Here is a 22,137-nt window from a genome sequence, read left to right as displayed (position 1 = left end):
CGAAAGCAGGCATGCGCCGATGCCGCAGCCTGTGCCACGGTCATCCAGCGCCATGCCCACCGCATCGCGACCTGAGGCTTCCGGGCCGGTCTCCGGGCTTGCCGCCGGGTGGCGCGAGGCCACCGCCCAGGCGCCTTCCCGTGCGCGCGGCACAGTGGCGTATTGCCTGGAACTGACGTGCTTACCGTTGCGGGGGCAGCGCCGGCATGGCGTGCAATCACGCGTCACCGGCTTCCCGTTTCAACCTGCCAGCCATCGCCACAGGTCACCTGGAAGTGCGCGCAGTCTAAGTCATTGCCTGCCGCGGGCGTTAGAGTGGTGGCCTCTTCACGTTCGTGCGAGTAGCTATGGTTGCGAAGGATCGTCTGCAGTTTCTCGATGCCCTGCGTGGCCTGGCGGCAGTGTACGTGGTGCTGTACCACGTACAGTCGATGCCGGCACCGGCACTGCCGGTAGCGGTGGCCTGGCTGCCGGCCGTGCACATGGGGGCCACCGGCGTTGCGCTGTTCTTCGTAATCAGTGCGTTTTCCCTGTGTTACACCATGCCTCGACATCAGGCCAGCGGCCGGCCGCTGCTGAGCTTCTACCTGCATCGATTCCTTCGCATCGCGCCGCTCTTCTATGTGCTGTTGATGTTCTCCCTGTTCCGCGATGGTCGCGGCGACCATGCCGGCCATTCCTGGGGGGAGATCGCGGCCAACCTGTCCTTCACTTTCAACCTGTTCCCGGGATGGGAAGCAGGCATCGTGTGGGCCAGTTGGGCGGTGGGCGTGGAGATGCTGTTCTACGCCATCTTTCCCGCGCTCTACGTGCTGGTCGGCAAGGCGCGCAGCGCCTGGGCCCTGTTGATCGGGTTGCTGGCGCTGGTGGCGCTGGCCTGGACGGGCGTGCTGGGCCAGCGCCTCCAGGCCTCGCTGGATGACTACGGTTGGCTGCGCCATGCCCCCGTCTTCGCGATGGGGCTGGTGGGCTTCCATGCTTTTGCTGCACTCGCCCGGTTGCCGGCACCGCGCTCGCGGCACTGGGCACAGGGGTTGAACCTGGCGGGTGTGCTGTTGTTGCTGCTGGCCGCGTCCTCAACCACATGGGGTGCCGCCGGCCCTTGGCAGTGGCAGTTGTCGGGGCTGGGCTACCTGAGCCTGCTGCTGGGCTTCTCGCAGTGCCCGCCGCGTTGGCTCGTGAACCGGTTTTCCGCCTGGCTGGGCACGGTGAGTTATTCGCTTTATCTCGGGCATCCGATCGTCATCGCGATGCTCGGTCCGGTGTTCGCGCGGGTGCTTGCCGTCCAGGGCGGCAGTGTCGGCTACCTGTTGTGCGCGGCGATGACGCTGCTGGTGGTACTACCGCTGGCTGCACTCGGCCATCGTTTCGTCGAAGTACCGATGATCCGTCTGGGCAAACGGCTGATGTCGCCCGCCATACCGGTGCGCAGCGCCGTTGCAGGTGGGCAGCCAGAAGGCGGCGCACGCTAGAATGATGCGCCCCGTCGCGGGGCATCAGTTCTGGAAGTGTTGCCCATGATTCTGTTCCAACCGCTACCGATCCCCGCCGCTGGCCTATCCGAGGCGCCGCCGCGCTGGCAGGTACAGACCGGCCGGCAGCGATGATCCTCGACCTGGTCCGCCATGCCGGCAACGGTCGCGATGAGTTCCTCGATGGCCGCAGCGATCCGCCGCAGCTGGCTCGCTTGCCGCAGGAGCTGATCGATGCCTACGCCACGCAGCCCTGGGAGCGGGTGATCAGCTCGCCGCGGCTGCGCTCGCTGCACACGGCGATGGCGCTGGCCACGCCGCGCGGGCTGGATGTGGAAGCGGACGAGGAATGGGAAGAGCTGGACTTCGGCGATTGGGACGGGCAGTCACTGTTCGACCTGCCCGAGGATGCGTTGGCTGCCTTCCACGCAGATCCGCACGCGTGCCCTCCGCCGAACGGCGAAAGCTGGGGCCACTTTGAACGGCGCATCGCGCGCGCGCTCGATCGGCTGCTGGACGACGATGACCCGGTGCCGACGCTGGTGGTCAGCCACGGTGGCGCGCTGCGCATGGTGTTGTCGCAGGTGTGCGGCCTGCCGATGTCGTTGTGTTGGGCATTGCGCATCGACCACGGCACCCGGTTGCGGGTATGGCTGGAACGCGGTGAGGTCGGCCTGGTGGGCGAACTGCTGGAACTGCAGCAGCCCTGATCTCGCTCGCCGGGCCATGCCCGGCGCGCCTGCGGCCACTCAATCCTCGTCGGTGCTTTCGGCCACGCTGTCTTCAGCGTGGTCGTCGGCGTCGAAGCGCTGTTCGTGCACCGGGCCCGAGGCCGGACCGGCCGCCTTCAGCGGATGCGCGGCGATGCGCGCCTCGTAGTCCTGCACCAGGGCTTCCCGCTGCGCTTCACCGAGCTCCTGCCAGTGGCAGTCGAGCAGGGCGCCTTCCAGCGAGTACAACAGGTTCAGGCTGGGCTTGAAGCCGGCACGCTTGACCTTGACGAAGGCGCCGACCGCGCCAAGCGCGAGCAGGTCCTCGCGGCTGCGCAGGCCGACCTGACGCAGCCATGCTGCACTTTTCGGGCCGATGTTGCGCAGCTTCGGCGCGCTCATCCCAGGGCCTCGACGAACACGCGGGCGATCGCTTCCAGGCCGGCCTGGTCGTCGGCATCGAAGCGGCCGACCTTCGGGCTGTCGATGTCGAACACGCCGATCAGCGCGTCGCCGTGCAGCAGCGGCACCACCAGCTCCGAACGCGACGCCGAATCGCAGGCGATGTGGCCGGGGAAGGCATCGACGTCTTCCACGCGTTGGGTCACGCGCTGGCTGGCGGCGGCACCGCAGACGCCCTTGTCCAGCGGGATGCGCACGCAGGCCGGCAGGCCCTGGAACGGACCGACCACCAGTTCCTGGCCGTCATACAGGTAGAAGCCCACCCAGTTCAGGTCGGGCAGAGCGTGGTAGACCAGTGCGGAGAGGTTGGCCGCGTTGGCGATGCGGTCGGACTCGCCGTAGACCAGGCCCCGGGCCTGTTCCAGCAGCTGGGCGTATTGTTCCGGCTTGCTGCCGGTGAGCGAGGCATTGGCGAACATGCCCGCAGTCTAGCAAGCGCGCCGGGCCGGCGATAATGCACGCACTGTTGCCCCGTTGGAGTCCTTCGATGCCGTTGCCCGCCACGCTGCCACCCGCCCTGTTTGTCACCGGCACCGATACCGAGATCGGCAAGACGGCGGCCAGTACCGCGCTGCTGCATGCGCTGCGCCGGCGCGGCCTGCGCGCGGTGGGCATGAAGCCGGTGGCCAGTGGCAGCGAAGACCGTGGGCAGGGGCTGCGCAACGAGGATGCGCTGGCGCTGCAGGCGGCCAGCTGGCCGGTACCGGACTACGCAGACCTGAACCCGTATGCGCTGCGGCAACCGCTGGCGCCGGAGCTGGCCGCTGCCGAGGATGGCGTGCAGGTGGAATTGGCGCCGATCGTGGCTGCGTTCGCGCGCCTGCGCGCGCAGGCCGACATCGTGGTGGTGGAAGGCGTCGGCGGTTGGCTGGCACCGGTCTCGGCAACGCTGGACCAGCTTGATCTGGTGCGCGCACTGCAGCTGCCGGTACTGCTGGTGGTGGGCATGCGGCTGGGCTGCGTGAATCACGCGCGGCTGACGGCGCAGTCGCTGAAGGCCAGTGGTGTGGATTGCCTGGGCTGGATCGGCAACCACATCGATCCGGTGATGCAACGCCAGGACGATAACGTTGCCACGCTGCGGCAGCGCCTGCCGATGCCGTGCTGGGGCCGGTTGCCGCATCTGCCGGGTGCGGATGGCGAAGCGCTGAGCGCGCATCTGCTTGGCGATCTGGGGTAGTGCCGGCTGCTGGCCGGCAACCTCGATGTATTCACCTGCGTGCAGTTGCCGGCCAGCGGCCGGCACTACCGTGTTGCAGCTGCCAGCTCGCACGCGAGCGCGCCCAACCGCTCCACCGCGCCGATGAAGCGCGCATCCAGCGTCTGGCAGCATGAAAGCCGCAGGCAGTGCCGGTAGCGCGCGCCACGCGAATACACCTGGCCGGGCATGAACACGATGTCCTCTTCCAGGGCGCGCTCGAACAGCACGCGGGTATCCACGCCGGGCAGCTCCAGCCATAGCAGAAAGCCACCCTGTGGCTCGGTGGCGCGGGTGCCGGCCGGGAAGTGTTCAGCCACCAACTGGCGCAGCCGTCCCACCTGTTCGCGGTACAGGCGGCGCATGCGATGCAGGTGATGCTCGTAGCTGCCAGCTTCCAGGTACGCCGCAACCGCATCGCCGAGCAGCTGGGGCTCGCCGCCGGTGGACTGGAACTTCAGCAGTGCGATGCGCTCGGCGAAGCGGCCGCCGTCGAGCCAGCCGATGCGGTAGTCCGGCGCCAGCGTCTTCGAGAAACCACCGACCACCATCACCCAGCCGTCGCGATCGAAGGCCTTCAACAGCGGTGCCGGCGGTTCGCAGAACTGCAGTTCTGCATACACCGCATCTTCGATCAGTGGCAGCTGGCGTGCGTTGACCAGTTCGGCCAGGCGCTGTTTGGCCTCCATCGGCATGGTGCACCCCAATGGGTTGTGCACGGTCGGCATCACCACCAGTGCCGCCAGCGGTGTGTTATCCAGCAGCGCATCCAGTGCGTCGACGTCCAGGCCCTGCTGCGGATGGGTAGGCAGTTCGATCGCCTGCAGGCCGAGGTTGGCCAGCAGCGGGTATAGATTGAAGTAGGACGGCGCCTCGATGCCCACTGCATCGCCGGGCTGGGTGACGGCGCGCAGCGCCAGCTGCAGCGCTTCCATCGCACCGTGGGTCAGCAGCAGGCGTCCGCTGTGGGTGTGCAGGCCCATGCGCGGGCCGCGGCGCACGATCTGCGCCAGCAGCCGGGGCGAGCCGTTCGGGCGTGCGTAGGTTTCCACGGTCTGCTGGCCGTGGCGTAGTACCTGCGCGGTGTGCTTGGCCAGCTGTGCGCCAGGGTAGAACTGGCGGCCACGCGGGCCAGCGAAGGCCAGGTCGATCACGCCCGGCCGGCGCTGCGCCTCCAGTACGCGGGCCATCAGCACCTGCTGCAGCGGTGCAGTGGGCGCCGAGGGAACATCGCGCAGCGAACGCTCCGGCACCGACAGCCGTGGCGCCACCTCGAAGCCCGCCTTGGGCCGTGGAATCACCAGGCCAGCGTCTTCCAGCTGTCGATAGGCGGCGATCACCGTGTTCAGGCTGAGCCGTCGCTGCAACGCCATCTGCCGCAGCGACGGCAGGCGGCTGCCTGCAGGCAGTCGGCCGCCGTGAATGGCTTCGGCCAGTTCATCGGACAGTCGCTGGTAGCGGGGAGGGATCATCGCGCCGTGGTCATCTGTATCCATCGAATATCCCGCCATCTGGAGCTGTACCCATGATGATGACGAGCCTAGCATGTCGTTGTCGGCCGGGCCTGATCGGGGCGCGGCCGATACTTTCCAAGCGCACGGCTGGATGGCCGTGCGTCTTTTTTTGTGTAGAGCCGGCCGCTGGCCGGCAATCCCTTTGTCGGGACGGCGGAGTAGTCGGCCAGCGGCCGGCTCTACCGCATCGGCACCAGTACCGCATCGCGCCGGTACAACGCCGGGAACTGCTTGCCCAACGCCGCCAGTTTCGGTGCGTCGTAGTAGCGGATATAGGCCGCCTGCGGATAGTTCGTCATGTAGTTCTGGTGGTAGCTCTCGGCCGGGTAGAAACGCTGGCCGCTGACCAGCTGGGTGACGATCGGTGCACGGTAGCTGCCGGCCTGGCCAAGCTGGGCGATGTAGGCACGGCTGGCGGCCTGCTGACGGGCGTCGTCGCTGAAGATGGCCGAACGGTACTGGCTGCCGTGGTCCGGCCCCTGGCGGTTGAGCTGGGTCGGGTCGTGGGCCACCGAGAAGAACACCTGCATCAATTGCCCGTAGCTGACCTGGCGCGGGTCATAGTCGATCTTCACCGCTTCGGCATGGCCGGTCTGGCCGCTGCTGACCCGCTCGTAGTGCGCATTGGCAGCGCTGCCGCCGATATAGCCGGACACTGCATTGCTCACGCCTTTGACATGCTGGAACACACCCTGCACGCCCCAGAAACAACCGCCGGCAAACACCACGCTGGCGCGGGTGGCGTCATCGCCGAATGCGGCGTCGCCGCTGGGGGCCGGCAGCGCCGGTGCCGGCGCGCCGGCTTCGACCGGTGCCGCCAGCGCGCCGTGGTCGACCAGCAGCACGCCGGCGATCAGTGCGGTGGCAACCAGGCCGGCCACGCCGGCGGCGATGCCCTGTTCAAAGGAGAGTTTCATCGTGTCCTCCCGGATCAACCGAAGGTGAAGGCGTAGGCCTGTACGCCCGCGTCGAGGAACTCGATCTCGAAGCGATGCGGGCCGACCGTGCCGCGCTGGCGCACCAGCTGGTACAGGCGGTGTTCGTCGACCACGCCGCTGCCATCGGCACCGACATCGCTGCCGGCGTCGGCGGCCGGCAGCGGCTTGCCGTCCAGCCAGACACGGAAGCGCACGGGTTTGCCGTCCCGGGTGGGCGCCAGCACCAGATGCAGGTCGCGGGCATGGAACTGGAACGCAATGCGACCACCCGCCTGTTGCAGCTGCGCGGCCTCGTCGGTAACGGTCCAGCGCCCGGACAGGCCCCACTGGTTCAACGTCAGCGTGGCCGGCAGTGTGTAGTCGAACGCAGTGTCGCTGCGCTGTCCGCCAGGCGAGGCGAACTGCTCGGCGCGTGCGTGGCCCAGGTAGGTTTCCGGCGAGCGCAGGTTGCCCATGTCGGCCTGCGCGGCGACCCCCTTCAGGTCGGCAGCGGCGGGATCGGCCGGCGGGGGCAGATTCGTCTGGCCCGCCTCGGTCAGCAGGCGACGGATCACCTGTTCCGAGCGTGCGTAGTTGCCCTCGCCGAACTGGTGGCCGCGGATGTTGCCCTGCGCATCGACGAAGTACTGCGCCGGCCAGTAGCGGTTGTTGAACGCGCGCCAGATCGTGTACTGGTTGTCCAGCGCCACCGGGTACTCGACTTTCAACTGCTGCACGGCCTTCATCACGTTGCGCGGGTCGCGCTCGAAGGCGAACTCCGGCGTGTGCACGCCGATCACCACCAGGCCGTGATCGCGGTAGCGGCGCTCCCACTCGTGCACGAACGGCATCGCACGCAGGCAGTTGATGCAGGAGTACGTCCAGAAGTCGACCAGCACCACCTTGCCGCGCAGCTGCTGGGCGGTCAGCGGCGGGCTGTTGAGCCAGCCGGTGGCGCCGTCCAGCGCGGGCAGCGTGCCTTCCACCGGCAACGGTGCACCGGCGTCGGCGTCGGCTGCGGCCATCATCATCATCGGCGGCGCCGCGGGCTGCGCGCCCGGCACCGCATCGAGCAGGCCCTGTTCGATGCGCGCGGTGCTGAGCGTGGACAGGCGGGTCAGCAGGCCGGTATCCCAGCCCAGGCCGATCGCCAGCACCGCCAGCAACGCGGCCACACCCAGGACCTTGCGCAGCACATCACCGAGGCCGAGCCGTGCCTGCAGCGCGCGGAACACGCGGCCGCCGACCCACACCGCCAACGCCAGCGCGGTGATCGCACCCAGCGCATAGGCCAGCAGCAGGGTGCTGGTGCCGACGCTGGCGCCATGCAGGGCCGCACCGGTCAGCACCAGGCCGAGGATCGGCCCGGCACAGGGTGCCCACAGCAGGCCGGTGGCAATACCGATCAGCAGCGAGGTCCAGGCGCCGCCGCGTCCGGCGGCGTCGGCGGCATCGGCCCGTGCACTCAGCCGTGCGCCCATGCGCTGGAACGGCGCCAGAAGATGGTCGGCCAACCGCGGCCACAGCAAGGCGACCGCGAACAGCGCCATCAGCAGCAGCGCGATCCAGCGTCCGATCTGGTTGGCCTGTGCCACCCATTGGCTGCCCACCGCAGCCAGGCTGGCGACCACGGTGAAAGTGAGCGCCATGCCCAGCAGCAGCGGCAGCGTGCTGCGCAGGAAGGGACGGTCGGCGCGCGCGAACACGAACGGCAGCACCGGCAGGATGCAGGGGCTGAGCAGGGTCAGCGCGCCTCCCAGATAGGCAAGCAGCAACAGCACCATCGTCAGGCTCCGGAAGTGGGGGAAGAAGCGGCCGGCACGCGCCAGCCGTCGGCGGTGCCATCAGCGCCACCAGGAATGAACACCAGCGCTGCACCGTTCATGCAGTAGCGCAGTCCGGTCGGACGCGGGCCGTCGTTGAACACGTGGCCGAGATGGCCGCCGCAGCGGCGGCAGTGCACCTCTACCCGCAGCATGCCGAAGGTGACGTCACGGTCCTCGCCGAGGGCGTTGTGCAGCGGGGCCCAGAAGCTGGGCCAGCCGGTGCCGCTCTCGAACTTGGTGGACGAGGAGAACAGTGGCAGCGCGCAGCCGGCGCAGGCGAAGGTGCCCTGCCGGTGTTCCTTGTTGAGCGGGCTGCTGTAGGGGCGCTCGGTGGCCTGCTGGCGCAGCACCGCGTACTGCGCCGGGCTCAGCCGCTGGCGCCACTCGGCGTCGCTGTGCATGACCTCGAAGGACCGCGCGGGGCGTGTCTCAGCGGCGGCCGGTGCGGCGCGGCTGCAGGCCCCGAGGCCGAGCAGGCCGGCGGCGGTGGCAACACCACCCAGGCCCAGCAGATGGCGGCGGGTGAGGGGCATGGCGGACTCCGGGAAGGGGCGACGGGGCCATGCTGCGCCCGTGCCGGTCAACGAATCCTCACGCAGGATTCAATTTTCCGTGAGGTATCGGCGGCCGTCCCGCGCCACAATGCGGGCAGCCTCCCCACTGGCCCGAGCTGCCGATGTCCGCCAAACGCGTGCTGATCGTTGAAGACGATGCCCACATCGCCGACCTGCTGCGCATGCACCTGGGCGATGAGGGCTATGACGTTGCCCATGCGGCCAGCGGCGATGCCGGCCTGCGCCTGCTGGAGCAGGACGGACCGTGGGATGCGCTGGTGCTGGACGTGATGCTGCCGGGCGTTGATGGCCTGCAGGTGTGCCAGCGTGCACGCGCGATGGCACGTTACGTGCCGATCATCATCATCAGCGCACGCGGCAGCGAGACACAGCGCATCGTCGGCCTGGAACTGGGAGCAGACGATTACCTGGCCAAGCCATTCTCGATGCCCGAACTGGTGGCGCGGGTCCGTGCGTTGCTGCGCCGGGCCGAGGCGATGGCGCAGAACGCGCGCATCGATGCCGGTGCGATCGAACTGGGTGGACTGCACCTGGACCCGGTCGCACGCACCGCCTCGGTCGATGGCAGCACGCTGGAGCTGACCCCACGTGAATTCGACCTGCTGCTGTTCTTCGCCCGCCACCCGGACCAGGTGTTCGCGCGCATGGAACTGCTCAACCAGGTCTGGGGCTACCAGCACGATGGCTACGAGCACACCGTCAACACCCACATCAATCGCCTGCGCAGCAAGATCGAGCCCGATCCGGCCAACCCGCGCCGGCTGCTGACGGTATGGGGACGCGGTTACAAACTGGTCGATCCGGCCGGGGCGGCGGCATGATCAAGCCCAACCTGTGGCAGAAACTGGCGGCGGTGATCGCCGCGCTGATGCTGATGTGCTGCATGGCGCTGCTGGCGCTGCAGATGCGTGCCAATACCCGCCATGAGCAGGAAGTGGTACAGCGGCTGTCGCTGGGCCTGGCCGAGCACATTGCCCAGCGCAGCGAGCTGATGGACACCAGCGGCATGCGCGACGCCGCGGTGCGCGCGCTGTTCGGCCAGTTGATGGCGGTCAATCCCAGCGTCGAGGTCTACCTGCTCGATGACCAGGGCCGCATCCTTGGCCACGATGCGCCCAGCGGGCACCTGGTGCGCAATCGAGTGGACGTGGCACCGTTGCGCCGGCTGCTGGCCGGTGCACCGCTGCCGATCCTGGGTGATGATCCACGCAGCCAGGATGGCCGCAAGGTGTTCAGTGCCGCGCCGCTGGTCGTGCAGGGCCGCCAGGCCGGCTATGTGTACGTGGTGCTGGTGGGCGAGCATCGGCAGATGCTGTCCGACGATCTCGCCGCCGGCAGCCAGTGGAACACCACGCTGTGGTCGGTGGTGCTGGTCGGTGGCCTCGGCCTGCTGGCGGGGCTGGTGGCGTTCTACTGGGTCACCCGCCCGCTGCGGCGGCTGACCCGGCGCATCCAGGCCTTCGACATCGATGCGCCGACGCCCCTGCCACCGCCGGAGCCGCTACGCCCCGGTGAGCGTGACGAGCTGGTGATCCTCGCGCATGCGCACGCGCAGATGGCGCAACGGTTGGGCGAGCAATGGCAGCAGCTGCGCCAGCAGGACCTGCAGCGGCGCGAACTGGTGGCCAACATCTCGCACGACCTGCGCACGCCGCTGTCATCGCTGCATGGCTATCTGGAAACGCTGGCGTTGAAGGATGCCACGCTGTCGCCGGACGAGCGCCGTCGCTATCTTGGCATCGCGCTGGCGCAAAGCGCCAAGGTGGGTCGGCTGGCGCGCGCGCTGTTCGAGCTGGCGCGGCTGGAGCATGGCGAAGTGCGGCTGGAGTGGGAGGTGTTCGCGCTGCCCGAGTTGCTGCAGGACGTGCTGCAGAAGTTCGAGCTGGCGGCGCAGGCCCGTGGCCAGCGCCTGCATGCGGAGTTTCCACCGGGCCTGCCGCTGGTGCGTGCCGATCTCGGTCTGGTCGAACGGGTGCTGACCAACCTGCTCGACAACGCACTGCGCCACGCGCCCGATGCTGGCCAGATCGAGGTGTGCCTGCGCGCGACGCCCGACAGCGTGGAAGTGAGTGTGGCCGACGATGGCCCCGGGGTAGCGCCGGCCCTGCGCGCGCAGTTGTTCCAGGCACCGGCCGCGCTGGGCGCGAGGCGCGGCGAGAACGGCGGGCTGGGCCTGTTGATCGTGCAGCGCATCGTGCAGCTGCATGGCCGTCGGATCGAACTGCGCGACAGCGCGCAGGGTGCGCTGTTCGTGTTTGCCTTGCCGCGGGCCGAACCTGCGGCGGTCTAACAGGTCGCTTCGGCTTCCGCGGCTGTGCCGGTCTCCAGTGGCAGATGCAGACGGATGCAGGCGCCGCCCAGTTCCGAATCGGTCACCTCGACGTGGCCGCCATGCTTGTCGGCCACCACCTGCACCAGCGCCAGGCCGAGGCCGAAGCCGGGGCTGCCCGGGTCCAGCCGCACGTACGGTTGCAGCACCTGACCACGCAGTTCCGGCGCGATACCGGGGCCGTCGTCCTCAACCTGCACGCACAGCCAGCCGTCGTTGACCGTGCTGGCGATGCGGATCTGCCGCCGCGCGTAACGCAGGGCATTGCCGAGCAGGTTGCGCAGTGCCAGCTCCAGCATGTGCCGGTTGACGTTGACCAGGCCAACGGGCGACAACACCTGCTGCACCGGCATCGGCAACGGTGCGAACTGGGCCACCACGCCACGTACCAGTGCCGCCAGCTGCAGGCGCTGGCGGGTCAGCTGGTGGCAGCGGCCCAGAGCGGCGTATTCGACACCAGCGTCGGTCAGGTGCTGCAGGCGGTCGACGTCGGTGCGCAGTCCCCCCAGGGCATCGCGCTGGATCTCGTCCAGCGCGGTGTCTTCCAGATCGGCCAGGCCGAAACGCATCCGTGCCAGCGGCGTGCGCACTTCATGCGCCACCGCCTGGGCCAGCACACGCTGGCTTTCCAGCAACTGCTGCAGCTGCTCGGCCATGTGGTTGAAGGCATTGGCCAGCGGCCGCACCAGTGCGGTGCCGGCACGCGGCGCGCGCGTGTCCAGCTGGCCGTCGCGCATCTGTCGCGCGGCCTGGGCCAGCTGCGAGACGTCGCGCCAGAGGCGATAGACCATCACGTACATCGGCAGGGCCACCGCCACCATCAGGATCAGCAGCAGGATCGCCACCCCGGAGACTTCGCTGTCCTGCCAGCCCTCATCGGGCAGCGCTTCGTCCAGCGGCCCCAGCATCACCGCATAGTCGCTGTCGCCGATCCGCTGCAGGCTTCGCATGTGCTCCAGGTCGATCTGTACCCGGCCGTTGTTGAACGGCGGACGCTGGCTGGCCGGCAGTTCCTTCACCGCTTCGGCCAGCGGCATCATGCGCAGCGCATAGGCGAAGTCGGCATCGAGCTCGCGTGCCAGTGCCGGCCACTGCTCGCGCGGGGTCTCGGCGAAGCGGTGTTGCAGCAGCGCATGGGTGCCGCGCATCTCGGCCTGCAGGCCGGCTTCGGTGCGGTCTTCCAGCAGGGCGTCCCAGGCCCACAGGCCAAGTACGATCAGCAGCAGGTGGGCGACCAGGAAGCCGATGCCATAGCGCAGGAAGTGGAAGGCGTGGCCGCGCATCGCCGAGGGCGTGCGCTTCATCCCCATGCCGAGCGGCTGAACAGGTAGCCGCGGCCGCGGACGGTCTTGATCCGTTCCGGTTGTTCCGGGTTGTCGCCCAGCTTGCGGCGCAGGCGCGAGATGCGCGCATCGATCGAGCGGTCCAGGCCGTCGAAGGCGATCCCGCGCAGGCCGCGCAACAGCGCGTCGCGGTCAAGGATCTGCCCGGCGTTGCTGGCCAGCAGGAACAGCAGGTCGAATTCAGCGGTGGTCAGCTCCAGCAGGCCGCCCTGCAGGTGCACGTTGCGGGTGGAGGGGTCGATGTTCAGCTCGCCGAAGCGCAGGCTGCCGTCGCGCGGTTCAACCCGGCGGTGGCGGCGCAGGTGGGCGCGCAGGCGGGCCAGCAGGACCCGCGGCTCGATCGGTTTGCCGATGTAATCGTCGGCGCCCAGTTCCAGTCCCAGCACCTGGTCGATGTTGTCGGTGCGGGCGGTCAGCACGCAGATGATGCCGTCATAGAGGGGCCGGATCTGCCGACACACTTCGAAACCATCCTGGTCCGGCAGGCCGACATCGAGCAGCACCAGTGCCGGTTTCTCGGCCAGGATCCGGGCCACCGCGCGCTCGCCGCTGCGCTCGTGGGCCACCTGGTAGCCATGCCGCTGCAGATAGTCGCTGACCATCGTCCCCAGGCGGGCATCGTCTTCGACCAGTACGATATCCAGCATTTTCAAGGCCTCCGTGGGCGCAAACGTACCGCCACGGCACGAGCGCGGCGATGCTATCCCAGCCGTCGGGCCGCCCGGGTCCCGGGGGCGGGCGCCATTCAGCCGGGGTTGCTGGCGCAAGGGCCGGGTCTCAGTCCCGGCAACCACTTGCCGCCCAGCATAGCTGGTCGCCGTTACAAAACGTTACCTTTGTGACACGACTGGTGACGATCGCTGACAGCAAAGCGACTGACGCCGCGCGGCCCGGGGCCGAGCATGGAGTCTCCTCCGCTCCGCGTGCCGTCCTCATGTCGCCCGCTGCCCTCTGTCTGCCGAACCCGTCCTGCCGCTGCCCCTGCGGAGGTCTCCGATGAGCGGCGTGGTCGGGGCGTGGCTGCCACCTGCCGAGGATGAACAGCTGTTGCAGCAGCTGGCGCCGATGCTGCGCGCCCTGCAGCAGCGCGGTCGTGGCCGCATTGGTTACTGGACCGACGCTGAGGCTGGCATCGCGCTGGGCCACTGCCGGGCGCCGACCGATACCCCGTTGCAGCCCCTGAGTTCGGACTGCGGCCGTTACGTGTTGTGCCTGGATGGCCGGTTGTACAACCGCGCCGATCTGCAGGCGCAGCTGCGTGACCTGCCGCGCAGCTGCAGCGATGCGCGACTGCTGTTGCAGGCGATTGTCGAATGGGGCGTGCAGCGGGCGCTGTCACGCATCGAAGGCGCTTTCGGGTTCAGCGTGTGGGACCGTGAATCACGCGCGCTGTGGCTGGCCCGCGACCCGGTCGGCGAGCGGCCGCTGTACTACGGCTGGCACAAGGGCCAGTTCCTGTTCGCCTCCGAACTGAAGGCGCTGCACGCGTTCGCCGGCTTCTCGCCGAGCATCGACCAGGATGCACTGAGCCTGCTGCTGCGCCATGACTACGTGCCGGCGCCGCACACCATCTACCGCGGCATCCACAAGCTGGTGGCCGGCGCGATGCTGCGCATCGATCTGAACGATCAGGCCGGAGGCGGTTCCAGCCAGGCCGCGCAAGGGGGCGTGCGCTACTGGTGCGCGCGCGATGCGATGCACAGCGCGCTGCAGGAACCGCTGCAACCGGCACCCAGCCTGGAGCAGGCCACCGATCAGCTGGAAGCTCTGCTGCAGAAGGCCATTGCCAGCCGCATGCACTCGCCGTTGGCATGCGGCGCGTTCCTGTCCGGCGGCACCGACTCGTCGCTGGTGACGGCGATGATGCAGGCGCAGTCGACGCTGCCGATCGAGGCATGGACGGTAGGCTTCGACGATCCCGGCCATGACGAGAGCGACTGGGCCTCGCAGGTCGCGCGCCATCTGGGCGTGCAGCACCATCTGCACCGCATGGACGCACGCCAGGGCCTGGATCTGCTGCAGCGCCTGCCGCAGGTCTGGTGCGAACCGTTCGCCGATGCCTCGCAGCTGCCGACCCTGCTGGCCAGCGAGCTGCTGGGCGCGCGCAAGCCGGTCGCGTTGACCGGTGACGGTGGCGATGAACTGTTCTTCGGTCATCCCAGCTATGGCCGAGCGCTGCGCAACGCGCGCCTGTGCGGCGGTCTGCCGGACTGGGTGCGTGATCTGGCCCGGCGCAGTGGCAACCGCATGAACGTCGAGCGTGGCCGTTTGGGTGGCTGGCGTGCATTGGTGGCCGAGGTCGCCGCCAATGATGTGGAGGGTCACTACCTGCAGCGTGTCACTCGCTGGCGGCAGCCGGCGCAGGTGGTGCTGGGTGCGCGTGAACCGGTAACGATCTTCCAGCAGCAGGACGCCGCTTTGCCGGCCGAGGCGCGCATCCAGCTGCTGGATTTCCGCATGGACCTGGCCGAGGGCATTCTCGCCAAGGTTGATCGGGCCGGCATGGCCGCTGGAGTGGAAACCCGTGCGCCGTTGCTGGACATGGATGTGGTGCGCCTGGCCTGGCGTCTGCCGCAGCACCTGAAGTACCACGATGGCGAGCACAAGCTGATTCTGAAGCACCTGCTGGCGCGCTACCTGCCCGAGCCGCTGGTGTATCGCCCCAAGCGCGGCTTTGGGCCGCCGATGGCGCGCTGGCTGGCCGGCCCGCTGCGCGATTGGGCCGAGGCGCTGCTCGATCCGCAGCTGCTGCGCAACCAGGGCTGCTTCGATGCGGCACGTGTGCGCGGCATCTGGGAGGCGTTCCTGCGCGGTGAGCGCAAGTGGCACACGCATCTGTGGAATGTGCTGATGTTCCAGGCGTGGCACCAGCACTGGCATGGCAATCGCGGGCGCTGAGCCGTCTCAGCATGGCGCGCGGCGGATACATCCTGCGCGGCGCAGGGCGGAGGCCCTTGCGTACGAATGTCCTCCGGCGCCGGCCGTTGGCCGTCACCTCCTCCTTTACTTCGTACGCAAGGGCCTCCGCCCTGCGTTCGAAATCTATCGGCGCCTCATTGAAGGCAGATTGCTCGCCGCCTTACCCACCGCAAGCCGAGCCTCGTCGGGGCGGGCAGGGGTTTGGGCAAAGTAAAGGAGGAGGGGACGGCCAACGGCCGGCGCCGGGGGACATTTGCCCAAACCCCTGCCTGCCCAGGCGGGGCCCTTCAGCTCGCAGAGAACTCGAGCGAAGACGCACTTCGAAATCCAGACGGCAGGCAAAAAAAGACCCGGCAGAGGGAGGGATCTGCCGGGTCCGGATTGCATGGGGGGAGGGACCCATGCAATGAGCGTTGCGTCGCGTCAGTGACTGTTCGCGTCCGCCATTGATTCGTTGCAACCCTGCACCAGTTCGGACCAGGCCTTGCTGGCCTGCAGGCCGAGCCCGACCATGTCCTGCTGGGCCTGGCCCAGCCGCTGCAGGTTGTCCTGCCACAGCTGTGCGCCCTTGGAGAGTGCACCCGCCGCGTCTTCGCTGCGGGCCAGCTCACCCAGCCAGCCGCCGGTGGCGGTCAGGTTGCGCTCCATCGCCTTCAGCTGCACGCCGAACATGCTTTCCGCGTTCTCCAACGCCAACCGGTTCGCACGCGTTGCCGCGGCGGCGAGCTGGCGGGTGGCATCACTGAAGCGATCGCTGAAGGCGGCGGCCATGGTCGTCAGGGAGTGGCTTGATGCATTGCAGCATACGCCCTTGATGTGGCAATGCAACAAAAAAAACAAAGGCGCCCAGGGCGCCTTCGAAAAACCTTCCAGATCAAGGGGTTGATCAGGTGCTCGGGCCGCGGTAACGGCAACCGGAGGTGCAGGTTTCGTGCACGGTGATTTCGCTCAGCGCCGGCAGGCTGGGCTTGAGCTCGTTCCAGATCCATACGGCCAGGTTCTCGCTGGTCGGGTTTTCCAGCCCGGGAATGTCATTGAGGTAGTGGTGATCCAGGCGCTCGTAGATCGGCTGGAAGGCCGCCTTCACGTCGCCGAAATCCATGATCCAACCGGTCTGCGCGCCGGGCTCGCCCTCGACCTTCAGTTCCACCCGGAACGAGTGGCCGTGCAGGCGCGCGCACTTGTGCCCCGGCGGCACATTGGGGAGGCGGTGCGCCGCCTCGAGCATGAAGACTTTGAAGATTTCCATGGCGCGATTGTACGCCGCAGGCGACCGGCGAGCCTGAGCGGATGTTGGGCATTCGTGAAGAAATTCTTTCCATCCGGATGAAGAGATGTTAGTTTCTCTTATATCCGTATGAAGAGATGTTATTGGCCGCGCCTCGGCCAGGCATGGACTACTGCGGAACTTACGTCGTCCTTCCACTACCTCCCCCACATCGTCATGCCCCAGCACACCCTGCTCGTGGCGGCCCTGGCCGTCGCTCTGGCCGCGCCTTTGTCTGCCGCCGCCGAAACCTCCGCCGACGCCAGTGGCGAAGCCAGTACGCTGGCCGCCGTGCGCGTCACCGGTTCCAACATCAAGCGCGCCGATACCGAGGCCTCCAACCCGGTGCAGGTGATCGGCCGCCAGCAGCTGGAACAGACCGGCAAGGCCACCGTGGCCGACGTGCTGCGCTCGATCTCGGCCAACACCGGCAACGCCAACAACGAAACCACCAACAACGGCTGGGCCTCCGGCTCGGCCAGCATCGGCCTGCGTGGGCTCTCGCCGAAGAACACGCTGGTGCTGCTCAACGGCCGCCGCCTGGCCAACTACGGCTTCCCGGCCGGCGGTCTGTCCGACACCTTCGTCGACCTCAACGCGCTGCCGCTGGTCGCGGTGGAGCGCATCGAAGTACTCAAGGACGGTGCCTCGGCGGTGTACGGCTCCGACGCGGTGGCCGGCGTGGTCAACATCATCACCCGGCAGAATTACCAGGGCGCCGAGATCGGCGGCAGCTTCGGCGGTGCCGACCAGGGCGGCCTGCACGAGCAGAACCTGAAGTTCGTCGGTGGCCTGGGCGACCTCGACACCGATGGCTACAACATCCTCTTCAGCCTGCAGGGCTACAACCGCGAGCGCCTGGACCAGGACCAGCGCGACCTGACCAAGAGCGGCATCTACACCGACACGCCAGGCGGCCGCTGGAACGGCTGGTCGGCCAAGGGCGCACGTTACCTGGTCAATGGTGTGTCGGTGCCGATGCTCGATGCCAACGGCAACTGCCCGGCCGGTACCACCCGCGTCGCCAGCGCGCCGATCGACGGCCTGGCCGGTGACACCTGCGGCTTCAACCAGGCGCCATTCACCACGCTGATTCCCTCGACCAAGCGCTACCAGGCCTACGCCAACGGTACCTTCCGCCTGAACGACAACGTCGAAGCCTTCGGCGAAGTGCTGTACAGCCAGATCAAGAGTGCCGCGTGGTTCGGCAGCAGCCCGGTCTTCACCCTGGAAAGCGGCCGCTTCGCACTGAACGCCAACAGCGGCCTGGCCGAGCCGGTGTCGTCGCTGCTGCCGGCCAACAATCCGTACAACCCGTACGGCCGTGCGATCCCGATCGAATACACCTTCTTCGACCTCGGCGGCACCATCAAGACCAACCGCTCCACCGCCTATCGCGGCGTGTTCGGCCTGCGTGGCACCACCGCGAACTGGGACTGGGAAGTGGCCGCGTTCGGCGCGCGCAGCAGTGAGCGTGAGACCGTGTCCGGCGGCTTCGCCAACCGTTGGGCGCTGGCCGATGCGCTGGCCACGGGCAGCTACAACCTGTTCAATCCCGCCGCTACGCCGCAGTCGGTGCGTGACTCGATCAACATCGCCACCCTGCGCCCGGCCGAATCCAAGCTGCAGGGCATCGACGCGAAGATCTCCGGCAGCCTGGGCCACACCTGGGCCGGCGAGATCGGTTTCGCCGCCGGAGCCGAGTGGCGCCGCGAGAAGCTCGATTCCAACAATCCGTGGCAGATCGATGCCGGCCTGCAGGTGCGCCCGGCCATCGCCGAGGTGCACGGCCAGCGCCAGGTCAGCGCGGCCTACGCTGAAGTGAACGTGCCGCTGGCCTCGACCCTTGAGCTTTCCGCTGCTGCGCGCGCCGACCATTACGATGATTTCGGCGATGCGTTCTCGCCGAAGATCGGCCTGCGCTGGCAGCCGCTGGAGTTCCTGCTGGTGCGCGCCTCGGCGTCGAAGGGCTTCCGCGCGCCGTCGCTGTCGGAGAACTCCAACAGCACCAGCATCGCCTACGGCAGCGTGGTCGACCCGCGTGATCCGGACGTGCCGGGCTCGCGCCAGAACCCGACGTTCTTCACCGTTGGCAACAACCAGTTGAAGCCCGAGCGCACCAAGAGCGTGAACTTCGGCGTGGTGCTGTCGCCGTGGGCGAACACCAACCTGAGCGTGGACTACTACCGCATCCAGCTGGACAACCTGGTCGGCACCAACAACACCCAGACCCTGGTCAACGACAACGTGGCCGGTGCTGTGCAGCGCGACGAGCGCGGCAAGCTGCAGGCGGTGTACAACCGCTACCAGAACCTGAGCGAGCTGAAGACCTCGGGTATCGACGTCGAACTGCGCCAGCGCATCCCGACCGCCGTACTGGGCGACTTCACGGTGTCCTCGGCCTACACCCACGTGCGCGATTACCGTCGCCCGACCGTGGTTGGCGGCCCGCTGGTGGACTACGCCGGCAGCAACCTCGGCGCGACCCTGCCCAAGGACAAGGCCACCACCACGCTGGACTGGAAGTACGGTGACTTCAACGCAGCCGTCACCTGGTACTACACCAGCGGTTACCGCCAGGAAGCCAGCACCGCGGCCAAGGCCGTGCAGCAGCGCGTCGGCAGCTACAGCCAGTACGACCTGTACCTGGCCTACACCGGCGTCGACAGGCTGACCGTGTACGCCAAGGTGCAGAACCTGGCCGACAAGACGCCGCCGTACGACGCCTCGTTCCCGGGCATCCGCGCGCCGTACGACTTCAGCCAGTACGACCTGCGCGGCCGCTACTTCACGCTCGGCTTCGATTACCGCTTCTGATCCATCCGCTGCGGCCGGTCCCCTGACGGGACCGGCCGCGCGATTGTCTGCCGTTGTGTTCCAGGGGAGTCATCGTGTCCTTGCATCGCCGTGTCGTTCTTCCGTTGCTGATCGCTGCCGTCACCACACTGTCCTGCCTGCAGTCGGTGCAGGCGCAAAGTGCGTACTTCTTCCCGCAGGCCACCGACGCAGCGGCGTTCGATGCGGCGGTGCCCACGCCGGAGCAGTTCCTCGGCTATCCGCTCGGCAGCCGTTACACCCGGCATGATCAGCTGGTGGCCTACTTCCAGCAGCTGACCCGGCACTCGGACAAGATCAGCGTGCGCGAGATCGGTCGCAGCTACGAGGGACGACCGCTGCTGGTCGCCACCGTCACCTCAGCCGGCAACCATGCGCGGCTGGAACAGATCCGCCAGCAGCACGCGACCCTGGTCGATCCGGCGCAGCCACGCGGCGCGGCCGGCGACAGCCCGGTGGTGGTGTGGCTGGGCTACAGCGTGCATGGCAACGAAACCTCCAGTGCCGAAGCAGCAATGCTGACCGCGTACTACCTGGTGGCCAATCGCAGCGCCGAGACCCAGCAATGGCTGCAGCAGGCGGTGGTGTTGTTCGATCCGGCACAGAATCCAGATGGCCGTGATCGCGCCGCCAACTGGCACAACGCCTGGGCGTCCGACCCGGCCTCGGCCGACCCGGCCGACAAGGAACATGTCGAGCCATTCCCGCAGGGCCGCACCAACCACTACTTCACCGATCTCAACCGCGACTGGCTGGCCCTGACCCAGCAGGACTCACGGCCGAAGGTGGAGGTCTTCCATCAGTGGTACCCGAACGTGCAGATCGATTTCCATGAAATGGGCAAGGACAGTACCTACTACTTCGAGCCTTCGCCGAAGAGCATGCACAGCCCGTTGATTCCGGCGGCATCGTATGAGTTCAACAAGACCCTGGCCAGGTACCACGCGCAGGCGCTGGATGCACTGGGTTCGCTGTACTACACCGGCGAAAATTTCGACAACTTCTCGCCGGTGTACGGCTCCACCTATCCGGATTTCCATGGTGCCGTCGGCGTTACCGTCGAACAGGCCAGTTCGCGCGGCCGCGTGCAGGAGTCGGTGAACGGATTGCTGACCTTCCCGTTCACCATCCGCAACCAGGTCGCCACAGGGCTGGGTACGGTGCGCGGCGCGGTGGCCGAGCGCAGCGGCCTGTTCGATCTGCAGAAGCAGTTCTTCCAGAGCGCGCTGAAGCAGGCCGCACAGCAGCCGGTGAAGAGCTTCGTGTTCGGGGATGCGCATGACCCGGCATTGACCCGCCGGCTGCTTGAACTGTTGCTGCTGCACCGCATCGAGGTGCGCGCGCTGGATCGCGCGGTCAACGTTGATGGCCAGCGCTTCGACGCGGGCAGTGCCTACGTGGTGCCGGTGCAGCAGGCACAGTTCCGCCTGGTGCATTCGATCTTCGCCGAAACCCCGCCGATCAAGGGCGATGTGTTCTATGGCAGCACCAGCTATGCGATTGCGCCCGCCTACGGCGTGGCCTTCGCGGGCAGCCGCAGCCGCATCGACGGCGGCGCGCGCGTGACCACGCTGCCGGCGGAGCAGGGCGCAGTGCTGGGCGGCCAGGCCGGATTCGCGTACGCGATCGACTGGCGCGACTACAACGCCGGGCGCGCGCTGGCCTCCCTGCAGGGCAAGGGCCTGAGCACACGTGCAGCCTTCCAGCCGTTCACCACCGCCACCGCGCAGGGTGAGGTCACCTTCGCCACTGGTAGTCTGGTGATTCCGGTTGCCGGGCAACCGCTGCAGGGCACCGCGTTGCTTGAAGCAGTGACATCTGCGGCGCAAGAGGCGGGTGTGCGGGCGTACGCCTTGTCCAGCGGCCGCAGCCGCGAAGGCATCGACCTCGGCAGCGATGGCATCAAGGCGCTGCGCAAACCTGCGGTCGCGCTGGTGATGGGCGAAGGCGTGGCCGCCACCGAGATTGGCTCCGCCTGGTTCCTGCTCGACCAGCACCTGCAGCTGCCGGCCAGCAAGCTGGATCCGCAGCAGCTGGGCAAGGTGCCGTTGGACCGCTACACCACCATCGTGCTGTCCGGAGGCACCTATACCGGCGTCGATGCCACGGCGGTGGCTGCACTGAAGCGCTGGGTTCAGGCTGGAGGCTCGCTGGTGACCTACGGCAGCGCTTCGAAATGGGCGATCGAACAGAAGCTGGCCGACGGCGAGACGCTTGGCAAGGACGAAGAGACCGACGAGGAGCGCCGCCGCGCGTTCGGTGACCAGCGTGACATCGCCGCGATCGAGCGGGTCAGCGGCAACATCCTCAGCGCCGACGTCGACACCAGCCACCCGCTGGCGTTCGGTGTGCCGCGCAGGCAGCTGGCAATCAACAAGGAGAACACGGTGACGCTGCAGGCCAGCAGGAATCCGTTCTCGACGGTGGTGCGTATCGACGCGCCGCCGCGAGTCAACGGTTATCTGTCCGAGCGCAACCGGGCGAAGGTGGCGGGCAGTGCGTGGTTGCTGGTATCAGCGCAGGGGCAGGGCAACGTGGTGTTGTTTGCCGATGATCCGGCGCACCGCAAGTACTGGCACGGCACGGATCGATTGCTGATCAACGCGATCTTCTTCGGGAATCTGGTGAATCCGAGCAAGGCGCGGGGCTGAGGCGTTTGGCGCCGAGTTGTTGCTGAGCTTGGGAGGCAGGGGGCCTCAGCCAGGACACGCCGTAAACCTGTGGTGGTCAATGTTTTTGGACACTCCCAAGATGAGTTCAGGCGGCCCCC

At 67.8% G+C, this 22,137-nt stretch carries 18 protein-coding genes and 1 riboswitch; of the genes, 8 read left to right on the top strand and 10 right to left on the bottom strand.

What is annotated here, in order from left to right; genetic code table 11:
• Positions 1-66 precede the first annotated feature (66 nt).
• Positions 67-288: riboswitch (cobalamin riboswitch) on the bottom strand.
• Between the two features lie 59 nt (positions 289-347).
• Entirely contained in the window at positions 348-1,472 is a 1,125-nt protein-coding gene (locus tag ABH900_RS15520) for an acyltransferase family protein (RefSeq protein WP_429624020.1), read from the top strand.
• 131 nt (positions 1,473-1,603) lie between these two features.
• Entirely contained in the window at positions 1,604-2,182 is a 579-nt protein-coding gene (locus ABH900_RS15515) for a histidine phosphatase family protein (protein WP_429624018.1), read from the top strand.
• A gap of 39 nt (positions 2,183-2,221) precedes the next feature.
• Here ABH900_RS15515 and ABH900_RS15510 read toward each other — a convergent pair whose 3' ends face one another.
• Positions 2,222-2,584, bottom strand: coding sequence for a TfoX/Sxy family protein (locus ABH900_RS15510; RefSeq protein WP_429624017.1), 363 nt, complete (start codon positions 2,582-2,584; stop codon positions 2,222-2,224).
• A complete protein-coding gene (locus ABH900_RS15505) occupies positions 2,581-3,063 on the bottom strand; it encodes a GAF domain-containing protein (RefSeq protein ID WP_429624015.1) in 483 nt (160 codons plus the stop codon). Before ABH900_RS15505 ends, ABH900_RS15510 begins: the two co-directional genes overlap by 4 nt.
• A gap of 68 nt (positions 3,064-3,131) precedes the next feature.
• Between ABH900_RS15505 and bioD the strand changes: the two genes are divergently transcribed.
• The gene (gene bioD, locus ABH900_RS15500; RefSeq protein WP_429624014.1) at positions 3,132-3,824 is read left to right on the top strand and encodes a dethiobiotin synthase; all 693 of its coding nucleotides are present in this window, start codon (positions 3,132-3,134) and stop codon (positions 3,822-3,824) included.
• A gap of 65 nt (positions 3,825-3,889) precedes the next feature.
• On the opposite strand, the gene ABH900_RS15495 is transcribed toward bioD, so the two are convergent.
• From ABH900_RS15495 to msrB, 4 genes are all read right to left on the bottom strand, one after another.
• Positions 3,890-5,338, bottom strand: a complete 1,449-nt coding sequence (locus ABH900_RS15495) for a PLP-dependent aminotransferase family protein (protein ID WP_429624012.1) — start codon at positions 5,336-5,338, stop codon at positions 3,890-3,892.
• Between the two features lie 197 nt (positions 5,339-5,535).
• Entirely contained in the window at positions 5,536-6,273 is a 738-nt protein-coding gene (gene msrA / locus ABH900_RS15490) for a peptide-methionine (S)-S-oxide reductase MsrA (protein WP_429624011.1), read from the bottom strand.
• Between the two features lie 14 nt (positions 6,274-6,287).
• On the bottom strand, positions 6,288-8,057 hold the full coding sequence (locus ABH900_RS15485) for a cytochrome c biogenesis protein DipZ (RefSeq protein ID WP_429624010.1): 1,770 nt from the start codon (positions 8,055-8,057) through the stop codon (positions 6,288-6,290).
• A gap of 2 nt (positions 8,058-8,059) precedes the next feature.
• Entirely contained in the window at positions 8,060-8,632 is a 573-nt protein-coding gene (gene msrB / locus ABH900_RS15480; RefSeq protein ID WP_429624009.1) for a peptide-methionine (R)-S-oxide reductase MsrB, read from the bottom strand.
• A gap of 143 nt (positions 8,633-8,775) precedes the next feature.
• On the opposite strand from msrB, the gene ABH900_RS15475 reads away from it, so the two are divergent.
• Positions 8,776-9,495, top strand: coding sequence for a response regulator transcription factor (locus tag ABH900_RS15475; protein WP_429624008.1), 720 nt, complete (start codon positions 8,776-8,778; stop codon positions 9,493-9,495).
• The gene (locus ABH900_RS15470) at positions 9,492-10,964 is read left to right on the top strand and encodes a sensor histidine kinase (RefSeq protein WP_429624007.1); all 1,473 of its coding nucleotides are present in this window, start codon (positions 9,492-9,494) and stop codon (positions 10,962-10,964) included. Before ABH900_RS15475 ends, ABH900_RS15470 begins: the two co-directional genes overlap by 4 nt.
• On the opposite strand, the gene ABH900_RS15465 is transcribed toward ABH900_RS15470, so the two are convergent.
• Both ABH900_RS15465 and ABH900_RS15460 read right to left on the bottom strand, forming a co-directional pair.
• On the bottom strand, positions 10,961-12,307 hold the full coding sequence (locus ABH900_RS15465) for an ATP-binding protein (RefSeq protein ID WP_429624005.1): 1,347 nt from the start codon (positions 12,305-12,307) through the stop codon (positions 10,961-10,963). The two genes, ABH900_RS15470 and ABH900_RS15465, sit on opposite strands and share 4 nt — an antisense overlap.
• Positions 12,304-12,993, bottom strand: a complete 690-nt coding sequence (locus ABH900_RS15460; RefSeq protein ID WP_429624004.1) for a winged helix-turn-helix domain-containing protein — start codon at positions 12,991-12,993, stop codon at positions 12,304-12,306. The genes ABH900_RS15465 and ABH900_RS15460 overlap by 4 nt, the downstream gene beginning before the upstream one ends.
• A gap of 349 nt (positions 12,994-13,342) precedes the next feature.
• Here ABH900_RS15460 and asnB point away from each other — a divergent pair, with 349 nt between their 5' ends.
• Positions 13,343-15,244, top strand: a complete 1,902-nt coding sequence (gene asnB / locus ABH900_RS15455; RefSeq protein WP_429624002.1) for an asparagine synthase (glutamine-hydrolyzing) — start codon at positions 13,343-13,345, stop codon at positions 15,242-15,244.
• Positions 15,245-15,688: 444 nt separating this feature from the next.
• Here asnB and ABH900_RS15450 read toward each other — a convergent pair whose 3' ends face one another.
• Both ABH900_RS15450 and queD read right to left on the bottom strand, forming a co-directional pair.
• Positions 15,689-16,036, bottom strand: coding sequence for a phasin family protein (locus ABH900_RS15450; protein ID WP_429624000.1), 348 nt, complete (start codon positions 16,034-16,036; stop codon positions 15,689-15,691).
• Between the two features lie 115 nt (positions 16,037-16,151).
• Positions 16,152-16,514: a 6-carboxytetrahydropterin synthase QueD gene (queD, locus tag ABH900_RS15445; protein WP_429623999.1), complete on the bottom strand. Its 363-nt coding sequence runs from the start codon at positions 16,512-16,514 to the stop codon at positions 16,152-16,154.
• A 195-nt stretch (positions 16,515-16,709) separates the two neighbouring features.
• Here queD and ABH900_RS15440 point away from each other — a divergent pair, with 195 nt between their 5' ends.
• Together ABH900_RS15440 and ABH900_RS15435 are read left to right on the top strand one after the other, a co-directional pair.
• Positions 16,710-19,349, top strand: coding sequence for a TonB-dependent receptor (locus ABH900_RS15440; protein ID WP_429623997.1), 2,640 nt, complete (start codon positions 16,710-16,712; stop codon positions 19,347-19,349).
• Between the two features lie 74 nt (positions 19,350-19,423).
• Positions 19,424-22,018: a M14 family metallopeptidase gene (locus ABH900_RS15435; protein ID WP_429623996.1), complete on the top strand. Its 2,595-nt coding sequence runs from the start codon at positions 19,424-19,426 to the stop codon at positions 22,016-22,018.
• The last annotated feature ends 119 nt before the right edge of the window (positions 22,019-22,137 follow it).

The organism is Stenotrophomonas sp. AN71 (assembly GCF_050435725.1).
Lineage (GTDB): Bacteria > Pseudomonadota > Gammaproteobacteria > Xanthomonadales > Xanthomonadaceae > Stenotrophomonas.
This window is presented reverse-complemented; position numbering and strand designations above follow the sequence as displayed.